Genomic DNA, 17,989 nt, shown 5'->3' on the forward strand with positions numbered 1-17,989 from the left:
CGGAAAAAGTCAATCTGAGAAGATATAAAAAAATCTCAGTGGAACCCTGTATCTCTGTGGCTGTTGTTATCCTATTGTTTACAATGATTTTACGGTAATGTGATGATTGGTGTAAATGCAAATATCCGCCGCGATATTCAGACCTTTTTCCACGATTTCTGTTGCCGATAAATCCGAATTGAACTTTAGCGCGCGAGCTGCCGCCATCGCGAACGGACCACCGGAGCCGATGGCTAAAATCTGGTCGTCGGGTTCCAGCACATCGCCGTTACCGGAAATGATCAGCGCGTTTTCGTTGTTTGCTACCGCCAGCATTGCTTCCAGCTTTCGCAAATAGCGATCGGTGCGCCAGTCTTTTGCCAGATCAACCGCAGCTTTTGTTAAATTACCGTTGAAATTTTCCAGCTTTTCTTCGAATCGCTCAAACAATGTGAATGCATCTGCCGCAGCGCCGGCAAATCCGGCCAACACCTGATCGCGATACAGCGTGCGAACCTTGTTGCCCTGATGTTTCATTACAGTGTTACCGAAGGTCACCTGTCCGTCGCCGCCGAGTGCCACTTTGCCGTCTTTGATCACGCCCAAAATGGTTGTGGCGTGGAATGTATAATCCTGCATTCGCAAAACTCCTTTTTGGGCAAAATCTAATCAGATAAACGGGGAATCACAAATGAAAGTGTAAAAGGAGAGTGGGGAAGTAAAAAGGTAAAAGTAAAAAGGGTAAAAGGAAATAAAGTTAATGCGCATCATCGAGGTGGTTTGAAAAAAAAATCGCCCCGAAGGGCGATTTTATATTCGAATGATTGTCAAATTTGACGGCGCAGGCGGGCAACCGGAATATCCAGTTGTTCGCGGTATTTTGCGACTGTCCGGCGGGCGATGGGGATGCCCTCTTCGTTGAGCATCGAGGCCAGTTTGTCATCGCTGAGCGGCTTTTTTGGATTCTCGCCATTGATGATCGTTTTTAGCCGTTCCTTTATTTTCAGCGTGCTGACATCTTCGCCGTCTTCGTTTTCCATGCCTTCGTTGAAGAAATATTTCAGCTCGAAAACGCCGTAGTCCGTCTCTACATATTTGCCTTTGCACACCCGGCTGACGGTGGAAATGTCCATTTCAATTTCTTCGGCTATGTCCTTCATAATCATAGGTTTAATGAAATCCGGACCTTTGGCGAAAAAGTCATATTGTTTTTTGACGATAGCTTCCATCGTTCGCTGCATGGTCATTTGACGCTGTTTAATGGCTTTTATGAACCATTTTGCGCTGTCGATTTTTTCCTTAAGGAATTTTCGAACATCGCGATCCAGCTTTTTGGGGTGCCGGATCATTTTTTTGTATTGATTGCTGATCCGCAAACCGGGAATCTTGTATTCGTTTAGCGAAATGACCAGTTCGTCATCCACCATTTCCACAAAAAAATCGGGCACGATGTAGTTCTGTTTTGCATCCAGATAGCCTTCACCCGGTTTCGGGTTCAACTTGCTGATTTCCTCGAGAGCAAATTTGATATCGTCCAGCGCAATGCCCAGCATGTCGGCAACTTTTTCAAACCGGCGATTGATAAAATCATCGTACGCTTCCCGCAAAACGCGCAGCGGAATATCGAATTTGCCATCTCTATTGCGCATTTCCATCTGAACAATCAGGCATTCTTGCAAATTTCGCGATCCGATGCCGATCGGGTCAAACCGGTGGATAAATTTGAGAACGCGCTCAACTTTGGCAGGAGTGGATTCAAAAATTTGTGCGACAACATCGAGCGTCACCTCTTCGTCCAGATAACCATCATCGCGAATATTGTAAATCAAATATTCACCAATCCGGAATTCCTGTTCGGATAACTTGAGCATCTGCAGTTGATCCAGCAAATGTTCGGACATCGATTGAAGATACGGTTCCGGCATGTCGCGATCTTCTTCATCGCGATCAACCGGCATTTTCGGGTCGGGAATATCCTCGTCATCATTGGGCAGCAAATCTTCGAGATCGAAGTCATCCTTCACTTCATCATTGAGCTTGTCTTCTTCGCTTTTGTTGTTTTCTTCAATTGCGTCGAATTCTTCCTTTATTTCATCAATTTCTTCCTGATTTTCATCGACCTCATCATCTTCGTTTTCCTGAACATCTTCCCATTCCTCAGCTTCTTCCAAAACGGGATTGATTTCGAGTTCATTTTTTATGCGTTGCTCCAGCATCAGCATGGGCAACTGTAATAACGTGGAAACCAGAATCTGCTGTGGTTTCAACGTTTGTTGTAAGCTTTGAAATTGTCCTAAACCGAGCCTCGCCATGCGTAGGTTACTCCTTTTCCGTAGTTTTGGCATAGTTTATGTATATTAAAATACACAACCCTGCCAAACGTGTCAAGCGGAAATTGTAATTAATTGAAAAAAAATAACTTAGGTGGTATTTTTGGGCAGAATATTGCTCGGATTGAACAAAAGATAATTAATTAAAACCTAAAATGGAAGAAAGAATTTCAAAAAAATGATTTATTTTCATTTGGCTTAAAATCAATAAAAAACATTCATTTGGCTAATAATTTGGGTGAACGGAAAATCGAAATAAATTTGAGTAAATTGCAGTAGTGGCGGTCAAGTTCGCATTTCGATAGTCGATTACTGATCTCAATAAACGTTTAAAACAGGGAAGTTTGAACGCAATGCAAGAAAAAAATGCCTCGCAAGTGCTCAATAATTTGTTGTTTTGGTATATGTCCGCCATAACTTTGCTGCTGACATTAATCCCGTTTCGATTTGTAATTCCCGATGAACATATAAAAGTGGCGCTTTGGAGCAATTTGCAGGATGCGTTAATGAACATCGCGTTATTTATACCGTTGGGGTTTTTGTTCCAGTTAACCCGCCGCGAAAAACGCAACGATTGGGCATTTGGCGCTCTCGTATTTGGTTTGCTGTTTAGCAGTGGTATCGAAATTACTCAATTGTTTATTGAGAAACGCTGCACAACATTTCTGGATGTGCTGACCAACGGCGCTGGCGCGTGGCTTGGTGCGTTGGGATACGCGATTGTTCGTCGCTTTTTTGCCGGACGGCAAGCTGCAAATTACCGCATTTTGGCAATCGATTTGCCGTTAATGAACATCATCTACCTGATGATCCCGCTGATGTGGATAAACAGCATGGCGATCGGACGACAGCAGCAACGGCTCTGGCTGATTTTTCTGCTGGGCATTAGCGGGGCTATCATTTTGGGGGAAATTTATCGCCGGGAAATCCGCAAACGCGAGCCGTTGCTGATGCTGGCGTTTGCATGCACCGCGATGCTATGGTTCGCTATCGGCAGCATGTTTTCGGTTGCGGAACGAACCCGGGAAGTTTTGCTGATGACCACATTTGTCGGTTGCATTACGTTGGTTACAGCGATGCGCCAGCCGTTGCGGCAATCGGCAAATTTCAGATACGAGATCGCAACGCTACGGCTGATTCTCATCTTTTTTGTGCCTTATTTATTGCTGGTTTTTTTCTCGCCGCTGGCGATGCCGGAGGCAAAATGGGATTTTGTCTTTGGCATTTCCGGTATTCCCAACAAACCGCCGAACGTTTCGATTTTCAGGCTGCTGGAATATCTGGCAGGGTTTTCGCTGCTGGGATACATGCTATCGCAAATTGTGGCGCGATATGAAACATCGCTGTTTTGGAAAAAATTCAATCTCGCGGTGCTGATTTTCTGGATTCCCGGTATTCTGGAAATCGTGCGCGGGTTTCATCCGCAATACGAAACGAGCGCACTCGGTTATGCTTTTGCGATCGCTGCAGGCTTTGCCGGATCGCTGATTTATCGGCTCCAATTGGGCTCCATTCGCAGAATTTTGATTCATCGTTCCCAAAATTTGTCAGAAAGTCCAACGCCGGAACAATCGATACCTTAAAGTGATTGAATTTCCGATAACTCCAATATTTCCACCAATACGTATTGAATAATAATCCAAATAAAGCAAAAACGTACTCTACGTGAATTTATGAAGAAAGTGATCCATAATTTTACGAATCATTTTCGATCTACCATTTCTTAAACAAATCTTTTTAAATGATTGAACTATTTGCGCTGTGTGGTTAATTTTGAACCACAAAATCATCATCGAACTTTTAAAAGGAGCGTTGGTTATGAAAATTACGGTAGTTGGCGCTGGAAATGTGGGGGCGACCACAGCTCAGCGAATTGCAGATCAGGAATTAGCAAATGAATGCGTATTGGTAGATATTGTGGAAGGTATTCCGCAGGGAAAAGCTTTGGACATGTGGGAATCGATGCCATGCCTGGGCAGTGATTGCCGGATAATCGGGGCAAATGGTTACGAAGAAACCAAAGATTCTGACATCGTTGTAATCACCGCCGGACTCGCCCGCAAGCCGGGAATGAGCCGTGATGATTTGCTCACCAAAAACGTACAAATCGTAAAAAGCGTAACTGAACAGGTTGCCAAATTCTCTCCGAATTCAATTATTATCGTTGTATCAAATCCGTTGGATGCGATGGTTTATACCGCTTACAAAGTTTCCGGTTTTCCGCATCACCGCGTATTCGGGATGGCTGGCGTGCTGGATACGGCGCGGTATCGTTCATTCGTTGCGCTGGAACTGGATGTTTCGGTGAAAGATATTCAGGCATTGGTACTCGGCGGACACGGCGATACGATGGTTCCGCTGCCGCGCTACACAATGGTTGGCGGCATACCGCTGCCGGAATTGATTTCGCAGGAGCGCATTGATGCGATTGTTGACCGCACCCGTAAAGGCGGCGGCGAAATCGTCGGGCTGTTGAAAACCGGCAGCGCATATTACGCGACTTCCGCAGCTGTGTTGGAAATGGTTGAATCAATTGTAAAAGATAAAAAACGGATTTTGCCCTGTGCCGCATATCTGCAAGGCGAATATGGCTACAAAGATATGTATATGGGCGTGCCGATCAAAATTGGCAAAAACGGCGTTGAAAAAGTGTTCGAACTGGCATTGAACGACACCGAAAAAGCTATGCTGGAAAATTCCGCCGAAGCCGTTCGCGGATTGATGGCAGACATTAAGTTGTAATATTTTCAACCATTTATTTTCTTTTAAGGCGCTCCAAATTGGAGCGCTTTTTTTATCTAGCATTCCCACCTCACAGTGTTTTTTTCTTATTGCCAAATCAGCCCCGAATCACTATTTTTCCCAAAGATTAACAATTTTATTTAAAATAAATTTGTACCTGAAACCCATTTCTCACGGAGGACCAATGCCAAAACTTAGTTCAAAAGATTATATGGAGATGGAGAGTCGTTATGGTGCACACAACTATCACCCGCTGGAAGTCGTTCTCGCCAAAGGAAAAGGCGTTTGGGTGTGGGATGTGGAAGGCGAAAAATACATGGACTTTCTTTCTGCCTACAGCGCTGTAAATCAGGGACATTGCCATCCAAAAATATTGAATGCGATGGTTGAGCAGGCGCAAACGCTTGCACTCACATCCCGCGCATTTTACAACAATGTTTTGGGTGAATACGAAAAATATGTAACCGAATTATTCGGTTACGACAAAGTTTTGCCGATGAACACCGGCGTTGAAGGCGTTGAAACCGCCATCAAATTGGCCCGGAAATGGGCGTATGACGTAAAAGGTGTGCCCAAAAATCAGGCAAAAGTCGTTTTCGCGGAAGGCAATTTTCACGGCAGAACATTGACAATCGTTTCTGCATCCACGGACCCGGATTGCAAAGAGGGCTTTGGCCCGTACATGCCCGGCATCGAAGTGGTTCCTTACAACGATACCGATGCGCTGGCAAAAGCGCTGGAAGACCCGAACGTTTGTGCTTTTCTGGTGGAGCCGATTCAGGGCGAAGCCGGTGTAATGGTTCCGGATAACGGCTATCTCAAAAAAGCCCACGAATTGTGTAAATCCAAAAATGTGCTGCTCATTTGCGACGAAGTGCAAACCGGATTGTGCCGGACCGGCAAAATGCTCGCTTCCGATCACGAAGGTATTCGCCCCGACATGATAATTTTGGGGAAGGCACTTTCCGGCGGCATGCTGCCCGTATCCGCTGTGCTCTGCGATGACGAAATTATGCTGACCATCAAACCCGGCCAACATGGTTCAACCTACGGCGGCAATCCGCTGGCATGCCGGGTGGCCATTGCATCGCTGGAGGTTTTGCTGGAAGAAAAACTGGCAGAAAACGCCGAACGTTTGGGCAAGCATTTCCGGGCTGAAGTGCAGAAAATGGTCGACAAATATCCGCATGTCACGCTGGTACGTGGGAAAGGATTGCTGAACGCGATTGTTATCGAGCCGACCAAAGATGGCAAAACCGCGTGGGATGTTTGCGTTGAACTGAAAAACCACGGTTTGCTGGCGAAGCCAACCCATACCCATATTATCCGTTTCGCTCCACCGTTGATTATTAATGATGAAGAAATCAACTGGGCGCTCGAACGCATCGAAACGGTACTTAAAAAATTCAATTAAGCGACGAATTGAATTTGCAACTGATCTTCAAATGCCTCAAACCTGTTTTAAATTCAAAATATTGAAGCGGTTTGAGGCATCATTTTTAGCAGGCTTTTTAAGCGACAACTGTAATTGATAACTGATAATTGACAAAACAGGAGGCTCCATGAAAATATTGATATCTGACAAATCGTCACCCGTTTGCGAGCAAATTTTGCGCGATGCCGGGCACGATGTGGATGTAAACACCGGGCTTTCGCCGGATGAACTGGCGAAAATAATTCCCGCATATCACGGATTAATCGTTCGCAGCGCGACAAAGGTTACCCGCGAAATTATCGACGCAGCCAAATCGCTGAAGCTGATCGGGCGCGCCGGAACCGGTGTGGACAACATCGACGTAGCTTACGCCCGCGAACGCGACATTGTGGTGATGAACACGCCCGGCGGTAACAGCAACGCCGTTGCAGAACTGACGCTTGCACAAATGCTCAATCTCGCCCGCGATGTGTTCAACGCGACAACATCAATCAAAGCCCATCGCTGGGAAAAGAAAAATTTCAAAGGATACGAAATTTCCGGCAAAACGCTCGGACTGCTCGGCTACGGCCGGGTGAGCCGGTTGCTCGGACAAAAAGCGCTGGCGCTCGGAATGACCGTGCTCTGTTTCGATCCCAAAATCGCCAAAAATATTGAAGATTGCGATGGTATTCAACTGGTTGCAAATGTAGATGATGTGTTGCAAAAAGCAGATTATTTATCAATGAACCTGACCCGGCGCGATGACACGCGAAACTTCCTCGGCAAAGCCGAATTCGCAAAAATGAAGCGTGGTTCTTATTTTTTGAACGGCGCACGCGGCGGTTTGGTTGATGAAAAAGCGCTGCTTTCCGCGCTCGACGACGGCACATTGGCCGGCGCAGCATTGGATGTTTTCGAAGCTGAGCCACCAGTTGATTTCACGCTGATCGACCATCCGAAAGTGATTTGCACACCGCATATCGGCGCGGCAAGTTTCGAAGCGCAGGAAAATGTTGCGGCTGCTGTCGCCCGTCAATTCGTAGATTTTTTTGCCGGAAAAGGCGCGACAAACGCCGTTTGAGTTTCCCGAAACTTTCGAAATTTAAGAAATAATTGTAAAATTCACCGGTACGGGTTTATATTCCTTTGTTACAGATTTGATAACCAAAATCAGCAACAAATAATGAATTCATTATAAGGAGTTACAACGTTGAGCATGTTAACAAACAAAGATTTTCAGGTCAAAGTAGGGTTGGCTGAAATGCTCAAAGGCGGCGTAATTATGGACGTCACCAATGCCGAACAAGCCAAAATTGCCGAAGACGCCGGCGCGGTTGCCGTGATGGCGTTGGAGCGAATTCCTGCCGATATCCGTGCGCAGGGCGGCGTTGCGCGAATGAGCAATCCCCGTTTGATCAAAGAAATCCAGAAAACCGTTTCGATTCCCGTAATGGCGAAAGTCCGTATCGGTCACTTTGCGGAAGCACAGATTTTACAATCACTTGGCATCGATTTTATCGACGAAAGCGAAGTGCTCACACCCGCCGATGAAGAATATCATGTTGACAAATTTGCCTTCAAAGCACCGTTCGTTTGCGGCTGCCGGGAAATCGGCGAAGCCCTTCGCCGAATCGGTGAAGGCGCCGCAATGTTGCGCACCAAAGGCGAAGCCGGCACCGGAAATATTGTGGAAGCTGTTCGGCACATGCGTTCCGTCCAGCGGGAAATTAAGCGCATCACTACATTGGGCAACGAAGAATTGGTAACCTACGCAAAAGGCATCGGTGCGCCGGTGGATCTGGTTCGCTACGTTCAGGAAAACGGCAAATTGCCGGTCCCGAATTTTGCGGCTGGCGGCATTGCAACCCCGGCTGACGCATCGTTGATGATGCAGTTGGGCGCCGAATCCGTTTTCGTCGGCAGCGGCATTTTCAAATCGGATGATCCGGCGGAACGCGCCCGCGCCATTGTTTTGGCAACAACTCATTTCAACGATCCGGATATCGTTTGCAAAGCCTCCGAAGGTCTGCGCGATGCCATGCCCGGTCTGGAAATCGGCGAAATTCCCGAAGGACAGATCATGCAAAACCGTGGCTGGTAATCCCGGAACTGCGGAACAAACAATTGAATGCTACCCGAGCAGCGCAATTTATTTTGCGCTGCTTCTTTTTTTGGCTAAAATTTGAAATCAGGAGATGATCAGATGCGATTGGGTGTTTTGGCGCTTCAGGGCGATTTTTATCGGCATTTTGAACGCATTCGCGAACTCGGCATCGATGCCGCATATGTGAAAAAACCGAATGAATTGTGGGAATGCCACGGGCTGATTATTCCCGGCGGCGAATCTACAACGTTGGTTAAACTGCTGAAAAATATTGATTTATATGATGAAATTCCCAAATTCAATAAAAAATTTCCGGTGTTCGGCACCTGCGCCGGTGCGATTTTGCTCAGCCAGCACGTGACCAATCATCCGGTGGAATCGTTCAAATTATTGGATGTGGATATCGAACGAAACGCCTACGGTACGCAAATCGATTCTTTTTTTGAAGATATCGCGCTGGATTTCGGTGGACAGCCGGAAACGGTGGAAGCCGTTTTTATTCGCGCACCCAAATTCACCCGAATTGGTGAAAACGTGCGGATTTTGGCACAGCACAACGGCGATGTGGTGATGGTGGAAAGCGAAAATGCAATGGCAGCCACGTTTCACCCGGAGCTGACCAAATCTACCCGCATTCACGAATATTTTGCGGATAAAGTTCGTAAGTGTCTGTAAATATTTATGTTGTTAAAAATCATTTTGAATAAAAAAAGCCCGGCTGAAATCAACCGGGCTTTTGCTTTTTATGTCGAATTTGTTATCGCGTAATGGCAAGTTTCTCGATTTTTTCCAGCGTTTTCTCGCCGTCATCAACCACTACTTTGTAAAGATAGACGCCGTTTGCAACCAGGTCGCCATCTTCATCGCGACCGTCCCAGGCTATTTTGTTGAATCCCGCGCGGGCGGTATCGCGAATTTCGCGAATCAAACGACCGTAAACCGTGTAAATTTTGATGGTTGCCTCGCCAATGCCGTTCGGCGATTGATATTGAAATGTGAACGTTGTTTCATCTGAAAACGGATTCGGGTAATTGATCACCCGGTCGAGCATCAGGTTGCTGGCGGATGCCGTTGTAAAACTCAATTGCGATTCGGAATAATTGTTCAGATTATCCCACGCGGAGATTTTCAGGGAGTGCGTGCCGTTGGAAAGGGTAGGGAGGGCGTATCGTAATTTGCCGCTGGTAAAACTGTTGACATCGTAAACAAAAAATTCCGTGACGTCTTTTCGAATGTTGTCGTCGATGATCAGCTCAATGCGGTGCCCGACTTCGCCGGTGAGGTTGATGCCATTTTCATCGACCAATTCCACCACCAATTCCGATTGTTGCTGCACATAATCGCCGTCAAAAAAATCGGGTTGTTCGGCAAATGAGAAATCGATGCCGGGACCTTCTGCGTCGACAACCTCGCTGGCAGTGCCGAAAAACAGCAAATCATTTTCAAATCCGGCGGCGTCTCCTTCGTCGCTCCATGCGTAAATGCTCAATCTGCCGGTTCGTGTGTTCCTGTATTTTATGGATTTAGGCACGATAAATCCGGCATCTTCGATTAATCCGTTTGTTACAGAAACAACCCCTTTAAAAATGGTGCCGCCCTGATAAATATACCGGCGATTGATAATGGTGTTAAATACGCTGTCTACCGCATCGTAAACGCGGATGAGCGCTTTGCCGTTAAAATTGCTGAGAATTTGTCCGGTGCTGTCTGTGATTGCGGCGTTTAGCGAAACTTTGGAGAGCGCTTTCAACGTGTCTGAACTGGCACTGGTGATAGTTTCAACCCTGACAACGTTTTCGGGATCGGCAAGTCGCAATGCGACATCGCCAAAAAGGTGATATTTCTGATCATTTGTATCACCGCTTAATGCTTCGTTGAAAGCGTCACCGAGGATGCGCGAATGTTTTTTTTCATCAACATTGTTGAATAGATTCTTCACAAAATCTTCCACGAAGAACAGGTTGTCAAACGAGAACGTCGGGCGCGATGCCGCCAACGAAATAATACCGCCACCTTCCGGTGCCCAAACCATTTCTTCCGCCATCGATGGAATTGCCGGATTGTCGTATTTTCCCCATGTGCAGGTTGCGGCAATCCAGATCGGCAATCGACCGGAATTCTGGATGAGCGGCAGATCGCGGGCGCGGGTGAGCGCCTGTTCGTGCGCCCAGGTGTTGGGATCGCCGTGACCAAAGAAGTTGACAATCAGCGTGCCGCGATTAATCTGGTTCAATAAATCAGTGGTTGCCTTGGGTTTTTGGCGACCCAAACCACCGGCCTGAGTATCGTAATCCACTAAAAATATTTTAGTTACATCAAATTTTTGAGGAATTCTTTTGTAAATTCTTTCGCTTTGGTCGGTGTGATAATATTCCCCGCAACTGCCGCCGCCGGCGCACTCGTCATCCGCAACCAAAGTGATGGTCGATTGCCATCCGGCATAGGTTTCCTGCGTATTTTTGTATGCATCCTGATATGCCCGCATTTTGTTGATATAGTTGGTCACATCAGATGGCGAATTGGCGGGCAACCGGGCAATTGGGATTTGCGGATCCAGCCGGCTAGTGCTGGTTGCAGAAAATGCAGTGTAAAATAAATCGGTGCACCGGCTGGTGATGTCATCCTGATATGTGACCTGAAATGTGGGGATGTGATTGACATAATTGGGTTGGGCAATATTGCGGTAATCGTAGCTGCCATCGCCGAGAAGCTGCACATAATGCGGGCGCAGCCGTGCGGGATCGGCAGAATTGCTGCCCCAATTTTCATAAGCGTATTTCAGGAAATCGCGGATTGCCGCAGGATCGCCAACGCCGGATGAAAATTCCAGAAAAATATCGTCAACGAGAATGCGTTCCGCTTCCATTTCGCCGGGAGCCTGATTCTCTTTAAAATTTTCCCAATCCTGTGCAACATCAAACAGCTCTTTGCTGGTGATGATCAGCAACCTGCCAACGCGATTCGGATCGCGCAAATTGGGATGATTTTCCACCTGCTCGATACCGGAAACCGCTTTTATCGCGGCATCTGCAAATACATAATAGCTTTTTTTTGCCGAGCCAATCGGTGTAGCCGGTTGATGGAAAGTGACGGTCGAGCTGTTGCTCAGCGGCGTGATTTGGCGAACATTCGCGAAATCGCTGACATCCCAAACGCGGTTATTGGACGCTGCAAGATTTGTTATCGAAAATGCCACCGGCGCTGCGCCGATGTCGTAATAAAATTTCAGAAAGTTGTTTTCCGCCTGAAATCGCCGGGGAATCCGGATTTCAAAATAATCCAGAAACATGTAGCTGCCTTCCAGATTCGCGGTGTAATCCACTGTAAACGAATTTGAACCGGCGTTAAGTGTTGTAATATTAACAGAATTGATCCGTTCGGAGCTGGATGTAAATATAATATTATCAGCAATTTGGCTGCCGTTTACCAACAAATCGGTTGTGTAGCGATAGCTGCGATTGTCGTACCAATGCGCACCGGAGCCGCCCTTTAATCGATATGAAAAATTGCCCGCACCGCTAACAATACTATTAGGCAAATTAAACGAGATGCTTTTTTGTTCGGCAGTGCCTTGAAAACGCTCCCAATACCAATCCAGCCCGGATTCCAGAATGCTGTAATTATCTTCGCTGAAATGATGCAAATCGGTAAACTGGTCGGGCGTAACGGCACTGGTAATTTGTTGGGATGGGGCAATTTCCATCCGTTTTCCGCTGTTTTGGTTGAAAGTGAGCAGGTAGTAATTGGTTGATCCGTATGGATTTATGCTGTAACTCCAATCGTTTCCGCTATTTCGCCAGCCCTCTGTTGCCCTGCCGAAAAACAGGATCGATTCACCGGCGTCCAACAGGCCGTTGCTGTTGGCATCGTTCACGGAAATGGCGACTTCGTTTAAATCTTCCGGGCGAGAAGTGGCTGCGCCAACGGGCAGCGGATCGCCGCCGTGATTGAACATTTGGATGGTTGTGACATCAACCGTGCTCAAATTTACACCCTGATCCTGCAGGTTTGATCCGGTAATTCGGTAAATACCTTCTTCGGTAACGGGAATTTTAAGCCATGTGCCGCTGTTCAGGCTGTAATCGACAGTGGTGCGCTGCAGTGCGTATTTTTGCGGTAATCCCCAGTTTTTGCTGGTTTCATAATTCAGTAACCGCCTGCGGTGATAATCTTGTTCAACTTCAGAAATTTTTGCGGTTCGTGTAGCAATTTGCCCACCGCTGATATCGATGCGAATCCGAATTTTTTTGATCACTCGTAAACTCTGCTCGGCCGGTAAATATTGAACCGGTTGAATTTGCAGGGTGACGGTTCGCATAAAACGCACATCTGCGGGTTCGGTCATTTCAACAATTGTTGCGGGAAAAGGAGCTGCGCCGTTGTAAATATCTTCGTCCAAACGAACAGTTTCCGGCGTTTTCACACCAACAGACGGAATACCGGGCAAGGCAATTTTTCCGGAATATTCTTCCTGACCGAGAATTTCGTAGCTCATTTTTGCCGTTGCACCCGGCGGGATCGCAAGACTAGTAATCGAATATGGGAGCATCGGTGCGCCGGGTTGGCGAATCATCCGTGCACCGTCATAATCGAACCGGGTGTAGGTTTGTCCGTCCAATTCGATTTCGGAAAGTTGCGGAGCGGGGAGGCTGAACTCGACGATTATCTGCCGCGTAGAATTTTCAATCAACCGGGTTTGTGCTGAAACAATTGTGCTGGCAGTAATCCAGATCAGCAATCCTGTAAGGCATTTGTTAAACATGCAGTTACTCCTGAAAATATATCTGTTGAAATACGATTTTATGTGCAAATTTTGCTGTGCTTTTTTGTCCGCTTTAGCGTAGCCAATTATACTTGGTAATGCGGATCAAGTTCATATTCTAATCAATTTAATGAATTAACACAAGTGTTTGCGAATATCAATTCAAATGCAAATAGTACCGATTGGCATTTGCATTCCTTTCAATTTTCCTGGTTTGGTAAATGTGGATAAAAAAATCTGAAACCATTTTCTTTTATATTTTTAATTTGTATTTTATGCGCGAAATAAATGCAGAATGTTTTTGAATTTCAATGGGGAAATGAAGTACCAAATAATATTCGAATAATGACAATCCTGAAAGCATACCCAAAAAGCGTTGTGTTATTCAGATTGCCTAAAAGATTGATTTCACAAAAAAAAGTTTCATTGTCAATTTACGATTGTTTATATTTGTCATCTTAAAGCGAACAGACGGGTAAAACAGCATTCAAATTGATTCCTAAAATCGGAATCACATGTAAACCGTAAATGAGAGCATGCGTTCGGTCTTTCTTGGAATGCATATTTGTGTAAAAATTCATTAACTGATTTATCAACTTTGTCGAAAATGTGTTTTTGTTAAAATAATGTCCTTTTGTATAAAAATAGATGTTGCACTTTGTAATATCTGCTAAAGTAACCGAGAGGAGAACATGGGAACGATAAAGATTAAACGTGGTTTAAATCTTCCCATTTCCGGGGCGCCGGAACAAAAAATTTACGATCAACCGGATGTTCGCCAGGTGGCTTTGCTGGGTGTGGATTACCTCGGTATGAAACCAACCATGCATGTGGCTATCGGCGATGAAGTGAAGCTGGGGCAACTGGTTTGTGTTGACAAAAAGATGCCGTTGGTGAAATACACTGCGCCGGGAACCGGAAAGGTAATGTCCATTCACCGTGGTGCAAAACGCGCTTTTTTATCGATGGTGATTGAACTGAATGGAAAAGATGAAATCACATTCAAAAGCTATACTGACAGCCAGTTGGCTGGTTTAAACAAAGAAGCTGTGATGGAGCAGTTGATCGAATCCGGGCAGTGGCCGGTTTTGCGTCAACGACCGTTCTCCAAAGTTGCAAACCCCGAAGACACGCCCCATTCCATTTTTGTAACAGCGATGGACAGCAATCCGCTGGCACCAAAAATGAGCACTATTCTTGCCGGAAAAGAATCGCTTTTTCAGAGTGGGTTGGTCGTTTTGGGTAAGCTAACTGAAGGAAAAATATATGTTTGCAAATCCCCGGATGAAAATATTCCGGTCGGAAATGCGGAACGGGTTGTCGTCGAAAGCTTTGCCGGTAAACATCCGGCCGGTTTGGCGGGCACGCATATTCATTTTCTGGATCCCGTCGGGCGCCATAAAAAAGTGTGGCATCTTAATGCACAGGATGTTGTGAAAATCGGGTATCTGTTCACTACCGGAAAAATTATGACCGAACATGTAGTTGCGTTGAGCGGACCGCAGGTGGAAAAACCACGTTTGGTTAAAACACGTGTCGGTGCATCGTTGTTTGAACTGACTACCGGAGCTTTAAAAACCGGCGAGAACCGGATAATTTCCGGCTCGGTTCTTTCCGGTCGCACCGCAACCCCGGAAGTCGGTTTCCTCGGTCGTTATCATCAGCAGGTTACCGTACTCGCCGAAGGACGTGAAAAACAATTTCTGGGTTGGATCGCACCCGGTTTTGATAAATATTCATTCATCAACCTGGTTGCATCTAAACTTACCGGGAAAAAATCATTCGACTTTACAACAGCATTGAATGGTGGACACCGGGCAATTGTGCCGATTGGTGTTTACGAAAAAGTGATGCCTCTGGACATTATGCCAACCTATTTGCTTCGCTCGCTGGCTGTGAACGATGTTGAAGAAGCAGAAAAACTGGGTGCGCTGGAACTGGACGAAGAAGACCTGGCACTATGCACATTTGTTTGTCAGTCTAAAAATGATTACGGTCCAATGCTCAGAGAAAATTTAAACATCATAGAAAAGGAAGGATAAGGCGGTGAAGTTCTTAAAAGATCTTTTCGCTCAACAGGAAAAGCACTTCCAAAAAGGTGGAAAACTGGAGAAATTCTATCCGCTTTTCGAGGCGACAGAAACCTTCATGTTTACCAGCGGGAAAGTGACGAAAAATGCATCGCATGTCCGTGATTATATGGATCTTAAGCGTGTTATGATGATGGTGGTGATTGCTTTAATTCCCGCTATTGTTATGGCGCTTTACAACACCGGTTATCAGGCGAACTTGGCAATGCAGCAGATGGGTTTAACCTCGGTTGATAATTGGCGCGGACCTGTTTTGGAAGCATTGGGAATTGGGTATGATCCCAACAATATCCTGTTCAACATGATACACGGTGCGCTGTATTTCCTGCCCGTATATATTGTTACGCTGGCAGTTGGCGGTATTTTCGAAACGATATTTGCGGTTGTTCGCAAACATGAAATCAACGAAGGCTTTTTAGTAACCTCAATGCTTTTCCCGTTGATTTTACCCCCGGATATTCCGCTTTGGCAAGTGGCCATCGGGATTACATTTGGTGTGGTTATCGGCAAAGAAGTTTTTGGTGGCACCGGAATGAACATTCTTAACCCCGCATTAACAGCCCGTGCATTTTTGTTTTTTGCATATCCGGCTGCGATTTCGGGAGATAAGGTTTGGGTTGCTGTCGATGGTTTGAGCAAGGCTACACCGTTGGCAGAATTTGCAGATCCGACAATCAGCCACGCGACCGCCAGTTGGATGGATGCATTCATGGGTTTTATTCCCGGTTCGATGGGTGAAACGTCCACACTTGCCTGCCTAATAGGTGCGGTTATGTTGATCGTTTCTGGCGTTGGTTCCTGGCGAATCATGTTTAGTATGTTTTTGGGGATGGTCGGATTTTCGACATTGTTAAATGTTGTCGGCAGCGCCACCAACCCAATGTTCGCCATGCCCTGGTATTGGCATTTGGTAGTTGGCGGTTTTGCATTCGGCACAGTATTTATGGCAACCGACCCGGTTAGCGCATCCATGACTGAAAAAGGCAAGTGGTTTTATGGCGCGCTGATTGGCATTTTGGCAGTATTGATTCGCGTAATAAATCCGGCATTTCCCGAGGGAGTAATGCTGGCAATACTTTTCGGTAATGTTTTCTCACCGATTATTGATAGAATTTTCCTCAATGCAAACATCAAACGGAGGATGTTGAGAAGTGCAAGTTGATAGCATAAAAAACATTCTGATCGTTGCGCTGGGTGTTTGCCTTATTTGCTCCATCCTGGTTTCCGGTGCAGCGGTTTCGCTGAGCGGTATTCAGGCTGAAAATCGCAAGTTGGACAAGCTGAAAAATATCCTGGAAGCCGGACAGTTGTTGAAATCTGACGAACCCGTAGAAAAGGTTTACAGGGAAAAAATTGAGGCGGTTCTGGTCGATTTGAGCACCGGGCAAACAATACCGGAAGCACAACAAACAGGCTTGCTGAATATCGAAACATTCGATATTCCCAAAGTAGCAGGCGATGCCCAATTGGGATATGCAATTCCTGCAAACGAGGATATTGCTCAAATTAAACGGCGCCCTAAAAATATGCCGGTTTATCTGGTGAAAAATGGCGACGCTGTTGAAAAAATAATTTTACCGATTTACGGCAAGGGGCTGTGGTCAACGATGTATGGTTTTTTGGCGCTGGATAGCGATCTCAAAACCGTTCGTGGCATCACTTTCTACCAACACGGGGAAACCCCGGGACTCGGTGGCGAAGTTGATAATCCCCGGTGGAAATCGCAATGGAACGGCAAAAAAGCATTCGACGATAGCGGCGATGTCATTATCAAAGTTATCAAAGGTGCTGTTGATCCTAATTCACCCGCATCCAGCCATCAAATTGATGGTTTGTCCGGCGCAACAATCACAACCCGTGGTGTTGACAAACTCATTGAGTATTGGTTGAGCGATACTGGTTACGGTAAATATTTGGAAACACTTAAAACGGAGGTCAACAATGGCTAAAGTCAAAGAAATGCTGATAGACCCCGTTTTTAATAATAACCCGATCGGTCGTCAAATTTTAGGTATTTGTTCGGCATTGGCGGTTACATCAAAGCTGGAAACATCGATTGTGATGGCGCTTGCTGTAACTTTTGTAACGGCACTTTCGAACTTTTCGGTTTCGATAATTCGTAACCGGATTCCTAACAGCATCCGTATTCTGGTTGAAATGACCATTATTGCATCGCTGGTTATTGTCGCCGATCAGCTTATGAAAGCTTACGCCTTCGATGTGAGTAAGCAGCTTTCTGTTTATGTGGGGTTGATTATTACGAACTGTATTGTTATGGGTCGAGCAGAAGCATATGCATTAAAAAACAGTCCGGGGATGAGTTTTATTGATGGTATCGGAAACGGATTGGGATATAGTTTTGTGCTCTTATTCGTTGGTTTTTTCCGCGAATTGTTAGGTTCCGGCAAACTGTTGGGGTATACAGTGCTTTCCCCGGCAACCGAGGGCGGGTGGTATACAGCCAACGGTTTAATGTTGCTTTCACCCAGCGCATTTATCCTTATCGGCATGCTCATCTGGGTAATTCGTACGTGGAAACCAGAGCAGGTAGAGGAGGACTAAATC

Annotated in this window: 13 protein-coding genes; 10 read left to right on the forward strand and 3 right to left on the reverse strand. The window is 46.0% G+C overall.

Features of this window, described 5'->3' with window-relative positions; translation table 11 throughout:
- Positions 1 to 78: 78 nt before the first annotated feature.
- Together hslV and rpoN are read right to left on the reverse strand one after the other, a co-directional pair.
- Positions 79 to 618 (reverse strand): ATP-dependent protease subunit HslV, encoded by a 540-nt coding sequence (gene hslV, locus H6629_16040; protein MCB9069304.1) that lies wholly within the window; start codon positions 616 to 618, stop codon positions 79 to 81.
- A 188-nt stretch (positions 619 to 806) separates the two neighbouring features.
- Positions 807 to 2,291 carry an RNA polymerase factor sigma-54 gene (gene rpoN / locus H6629_16045; protein ID MCB9069305.1) on the reverse strand — a complete coding sequence of 495 codons (1,485 nt, stop codon included), beginning with the start codon at positions 2,289 to 2,291 and terminating at the stop codon, positions 807 to 809.
- A 371-nt stretch (positions 2,292 to 2,662) separates the two neighbouring features.
- Here rpoN and H6629_16050 point away from each other — a divergent pair, with 371 nt between their 5' ends.
- From H6629_16050 to pdxT, 6 genes are all read left to right on the forward strand, one after another.
- On the forward strand, positions 2,663 to 3,892 hold the full coding sequence (locus H6629_16050) for a VanZ family protein (protein MCB9069306.1): 1,230 nt from the start codon (positions 2,663 to 2,665) through the stop codon (positions 3,890 to 3,892).
- Between the two features lie 235 nt (positions 3,893 to 4,127).
- On the forward strand, positions 4,128 to 5,051 hold the full coding sequence (gene mdh / locus H6629_16055; protein MCB9069307.1) for a malate dehydrogenase: 924 nt from the start codon (positions 4,128 to 4,130) through the stop codon (positions 5,049 to 5,051).
- A gap of 184 nt (positions 5,052 to 5,235) precedes the next feature.
- Positions 5,236 to 6,465: an ornithine--oxo-acid transaminase gene (gene rocD, locus H6629_16060; GenBank protein ID MCB9069308.1), complete on the forward strand. Its 1,230-nt coding sequence runs from the start codon at positions 5,236 to 5,238 to the stop codon at positions 6,463 to 6,465.
- 148 nt (positions 6,466 to 6,613) lie between these two features.
- Positions 6,614 to 7,549, forward strand: a complete 936-nt coding sequence (locus H6629_16065) for a 3-phosphoglycerate dehydrogenase (GenBank protein ID MCB9069309.1) — start codon at positions 6,614 to 6,616, stop codon at positions 7,547 to 7,549.
- Positions 7,550 to 7,684: 135 nt separating this feature from the next.
- Positions 7,685 to 8,569, forward strand: a complete 885-nt coding sequence (pdxS, locus tag H6629_16070) for a pyridoxal 5'-phosphate synthase lyase subunit PdxS (GenBank protein ID MCB9069310.1) — start codon at positions 7,685 to 7,687, stop codon at positions 8,567 to 8,569.
- Positions 8,570 to 8,671: 102 nt separating this feature from the next.
- The gene (gene pdxT / locus H6629_16075) at positions 8,672 to 9,247 is read left to right on the forward strand and encodes a pyridoxal 5'-phosphate synthase glutaminase subunit PdxT (protein MCB9069311.1); all 576 of its coding nucleotides are present in this window, start codon (positions 8,672 to 8,674) and stop codon (positions 9,245 to 9,247) included.
- An 82-nt stretch (positions 9,248 to 9,329) separates the two neighbouring features.
- Here pdxT and porU read toward each other — a convergent pair whose 3' ends face one another.
- On the reverse strand, positions 9,330 to 13,334 hold the full coding sequence (gene porU / locus H6629_16080; protein MCB9069312.1) for a type IX secretion system sortase PorU: 4,005 nt from the start codon (positions 13,332 to 13,334) through the stop codon (positions 9,330 to 9,332).
- A 692-nt stretch (positions 13,335 to 14,026) separates the two neighbouring features.
- Here porU and H6629_16085 point away from each other — a divergent pair.
- From H6629_16085 to H6629_16100, 4 genes are read left to right on the forward strand one after another with little or no spacing between them, the layout of a single operon-like run.
- Positions 14,027 to 15,376, forward strand: coding sequence for a Na(+)-translocating NADH-quinone reductase subunit A (locus H6629_16085; GenBank protein MCB9069313.1), 1,350 nt, complete (start codon positions 14,027 to 14,029; stop codon positions 15,374 to 15,376).
- 4 nt (positions 15,377 to 15,380) lie between these two features.
- On the forward strand, positions 15,381 to 16,586 hold the full coding sequence (locus H6629_16090; protein MCB9069314.1) for an NADH:ubiquinone reductase (Na(+)-transporting) subunit B: 1,206 nt from the start codon (positions 15,381 to 15,383) through the stop codon (positions 16,584 to 16,586).
- Entirely contained in the window at positions 16,576 to 17,373 is a 798-nt protein-coding gene (locus tag H6629_16095; protein MCB9069315.1) for a Na(+)-translocating NADH-quinone reductase subunit C, read from the forward strand. The genes H6629_16090 and H6629_16095 overlap by 11 nt, the downstream gene beginning before the upstream one ends.
- A complete protein-coding gene (locus H6629_16100; protein ID MCB9069316.1) occupies positions 17,366 to 17,986 on the forward strand; it encodes an NADH:ubiquinone reductase (Na(+)-transporting) subunit D in 621 nt (206 codons plus the stop codon). The genes H6629_16095 and H6629_16100 overlap by 8 nt, the downstream gene beginning before the upstream one ends.
- Positions 17,987 to 17,989 lie beyond the last annotated feature (3 nt).

This window comes from Calditrichia bacterium (assembly GCA_020634975.1).
Classification (GTDB): domain Bacteria; phylum Calditrichota; class Calditrichia; order RBG-13-44-9; family J075; genus JACKAQ01.

Coding starts and splice junctions, on each gene's coding strand:
- hslV (MCB9069304.1), bottom strand. CDS start 618: ATGCAGGATTATACATTCCACGCCACAACCATTTTGGGCGTGATCAAA.
- rpoN (MCB9069305.1), bottom strand. CDS start 2,291: ATGGCGAGGCTCGGTTTAGGACAATTTCAAAGCTTACAACAAACGTTG.
- H6629_16050 (MCB9069306.1), top strand. CDS start 2,663: ATGCAAGAAAAAAATGCCTCGCAAGTGCTCAATAATTTGTTGTTTTGG.
- mdh (MCB9069307.1), top strand. CDS start 4,128: ATGAAAATTACGGTAGTTGGCGCTGGAAATGTGGGGGCGACCACAGCT.
- rocD (MCB9069308.1), top strand. CDS start 5,236: ATGCCAAAACTTAGTTCAAAAGATTATATGGAGATGGAGAGTCGTTAT.
- H6629_16065 (MCB9069309.1), top strand. CDS start 6,614: ATGAAAATATTGATATCTGACAAATCGTCACCCGTTTGCGAGCAAATT.
- pdxS (MCB9069310.1), top strand. CDS start 7,685: ATGTTAACAAACAAAGATTTTCAGGTCAAAGTAGGGTTGGCTGAAATG.
- pdxT (MCB9069311.1), top strand. CDS start 8,672: ATGCGATTGGGTGTTTTGGCGCTTCAGGGCGATTTTTATCGGCATTTT.
- porU (MCB9069312.1), bottom strand. CDS start 13,334: ATGTTTAACAAATGCCTTACAGGATTGCTGATCTGGATTACTGCCAGC.
- H6629_16085 (MCB9069313.1), top strand. CDS start 14,027: ATGGGAACGATAAAGATTAAACGTGGTTTAAATCTTCCCATTTCCGGG.
- H6629_16100 (MCB9069316.1), top strand. CDS start 17,366: ATGGCTAAAGTCAAAGAAATGCTGATAGACCCCGTTTTTAATAATAAC.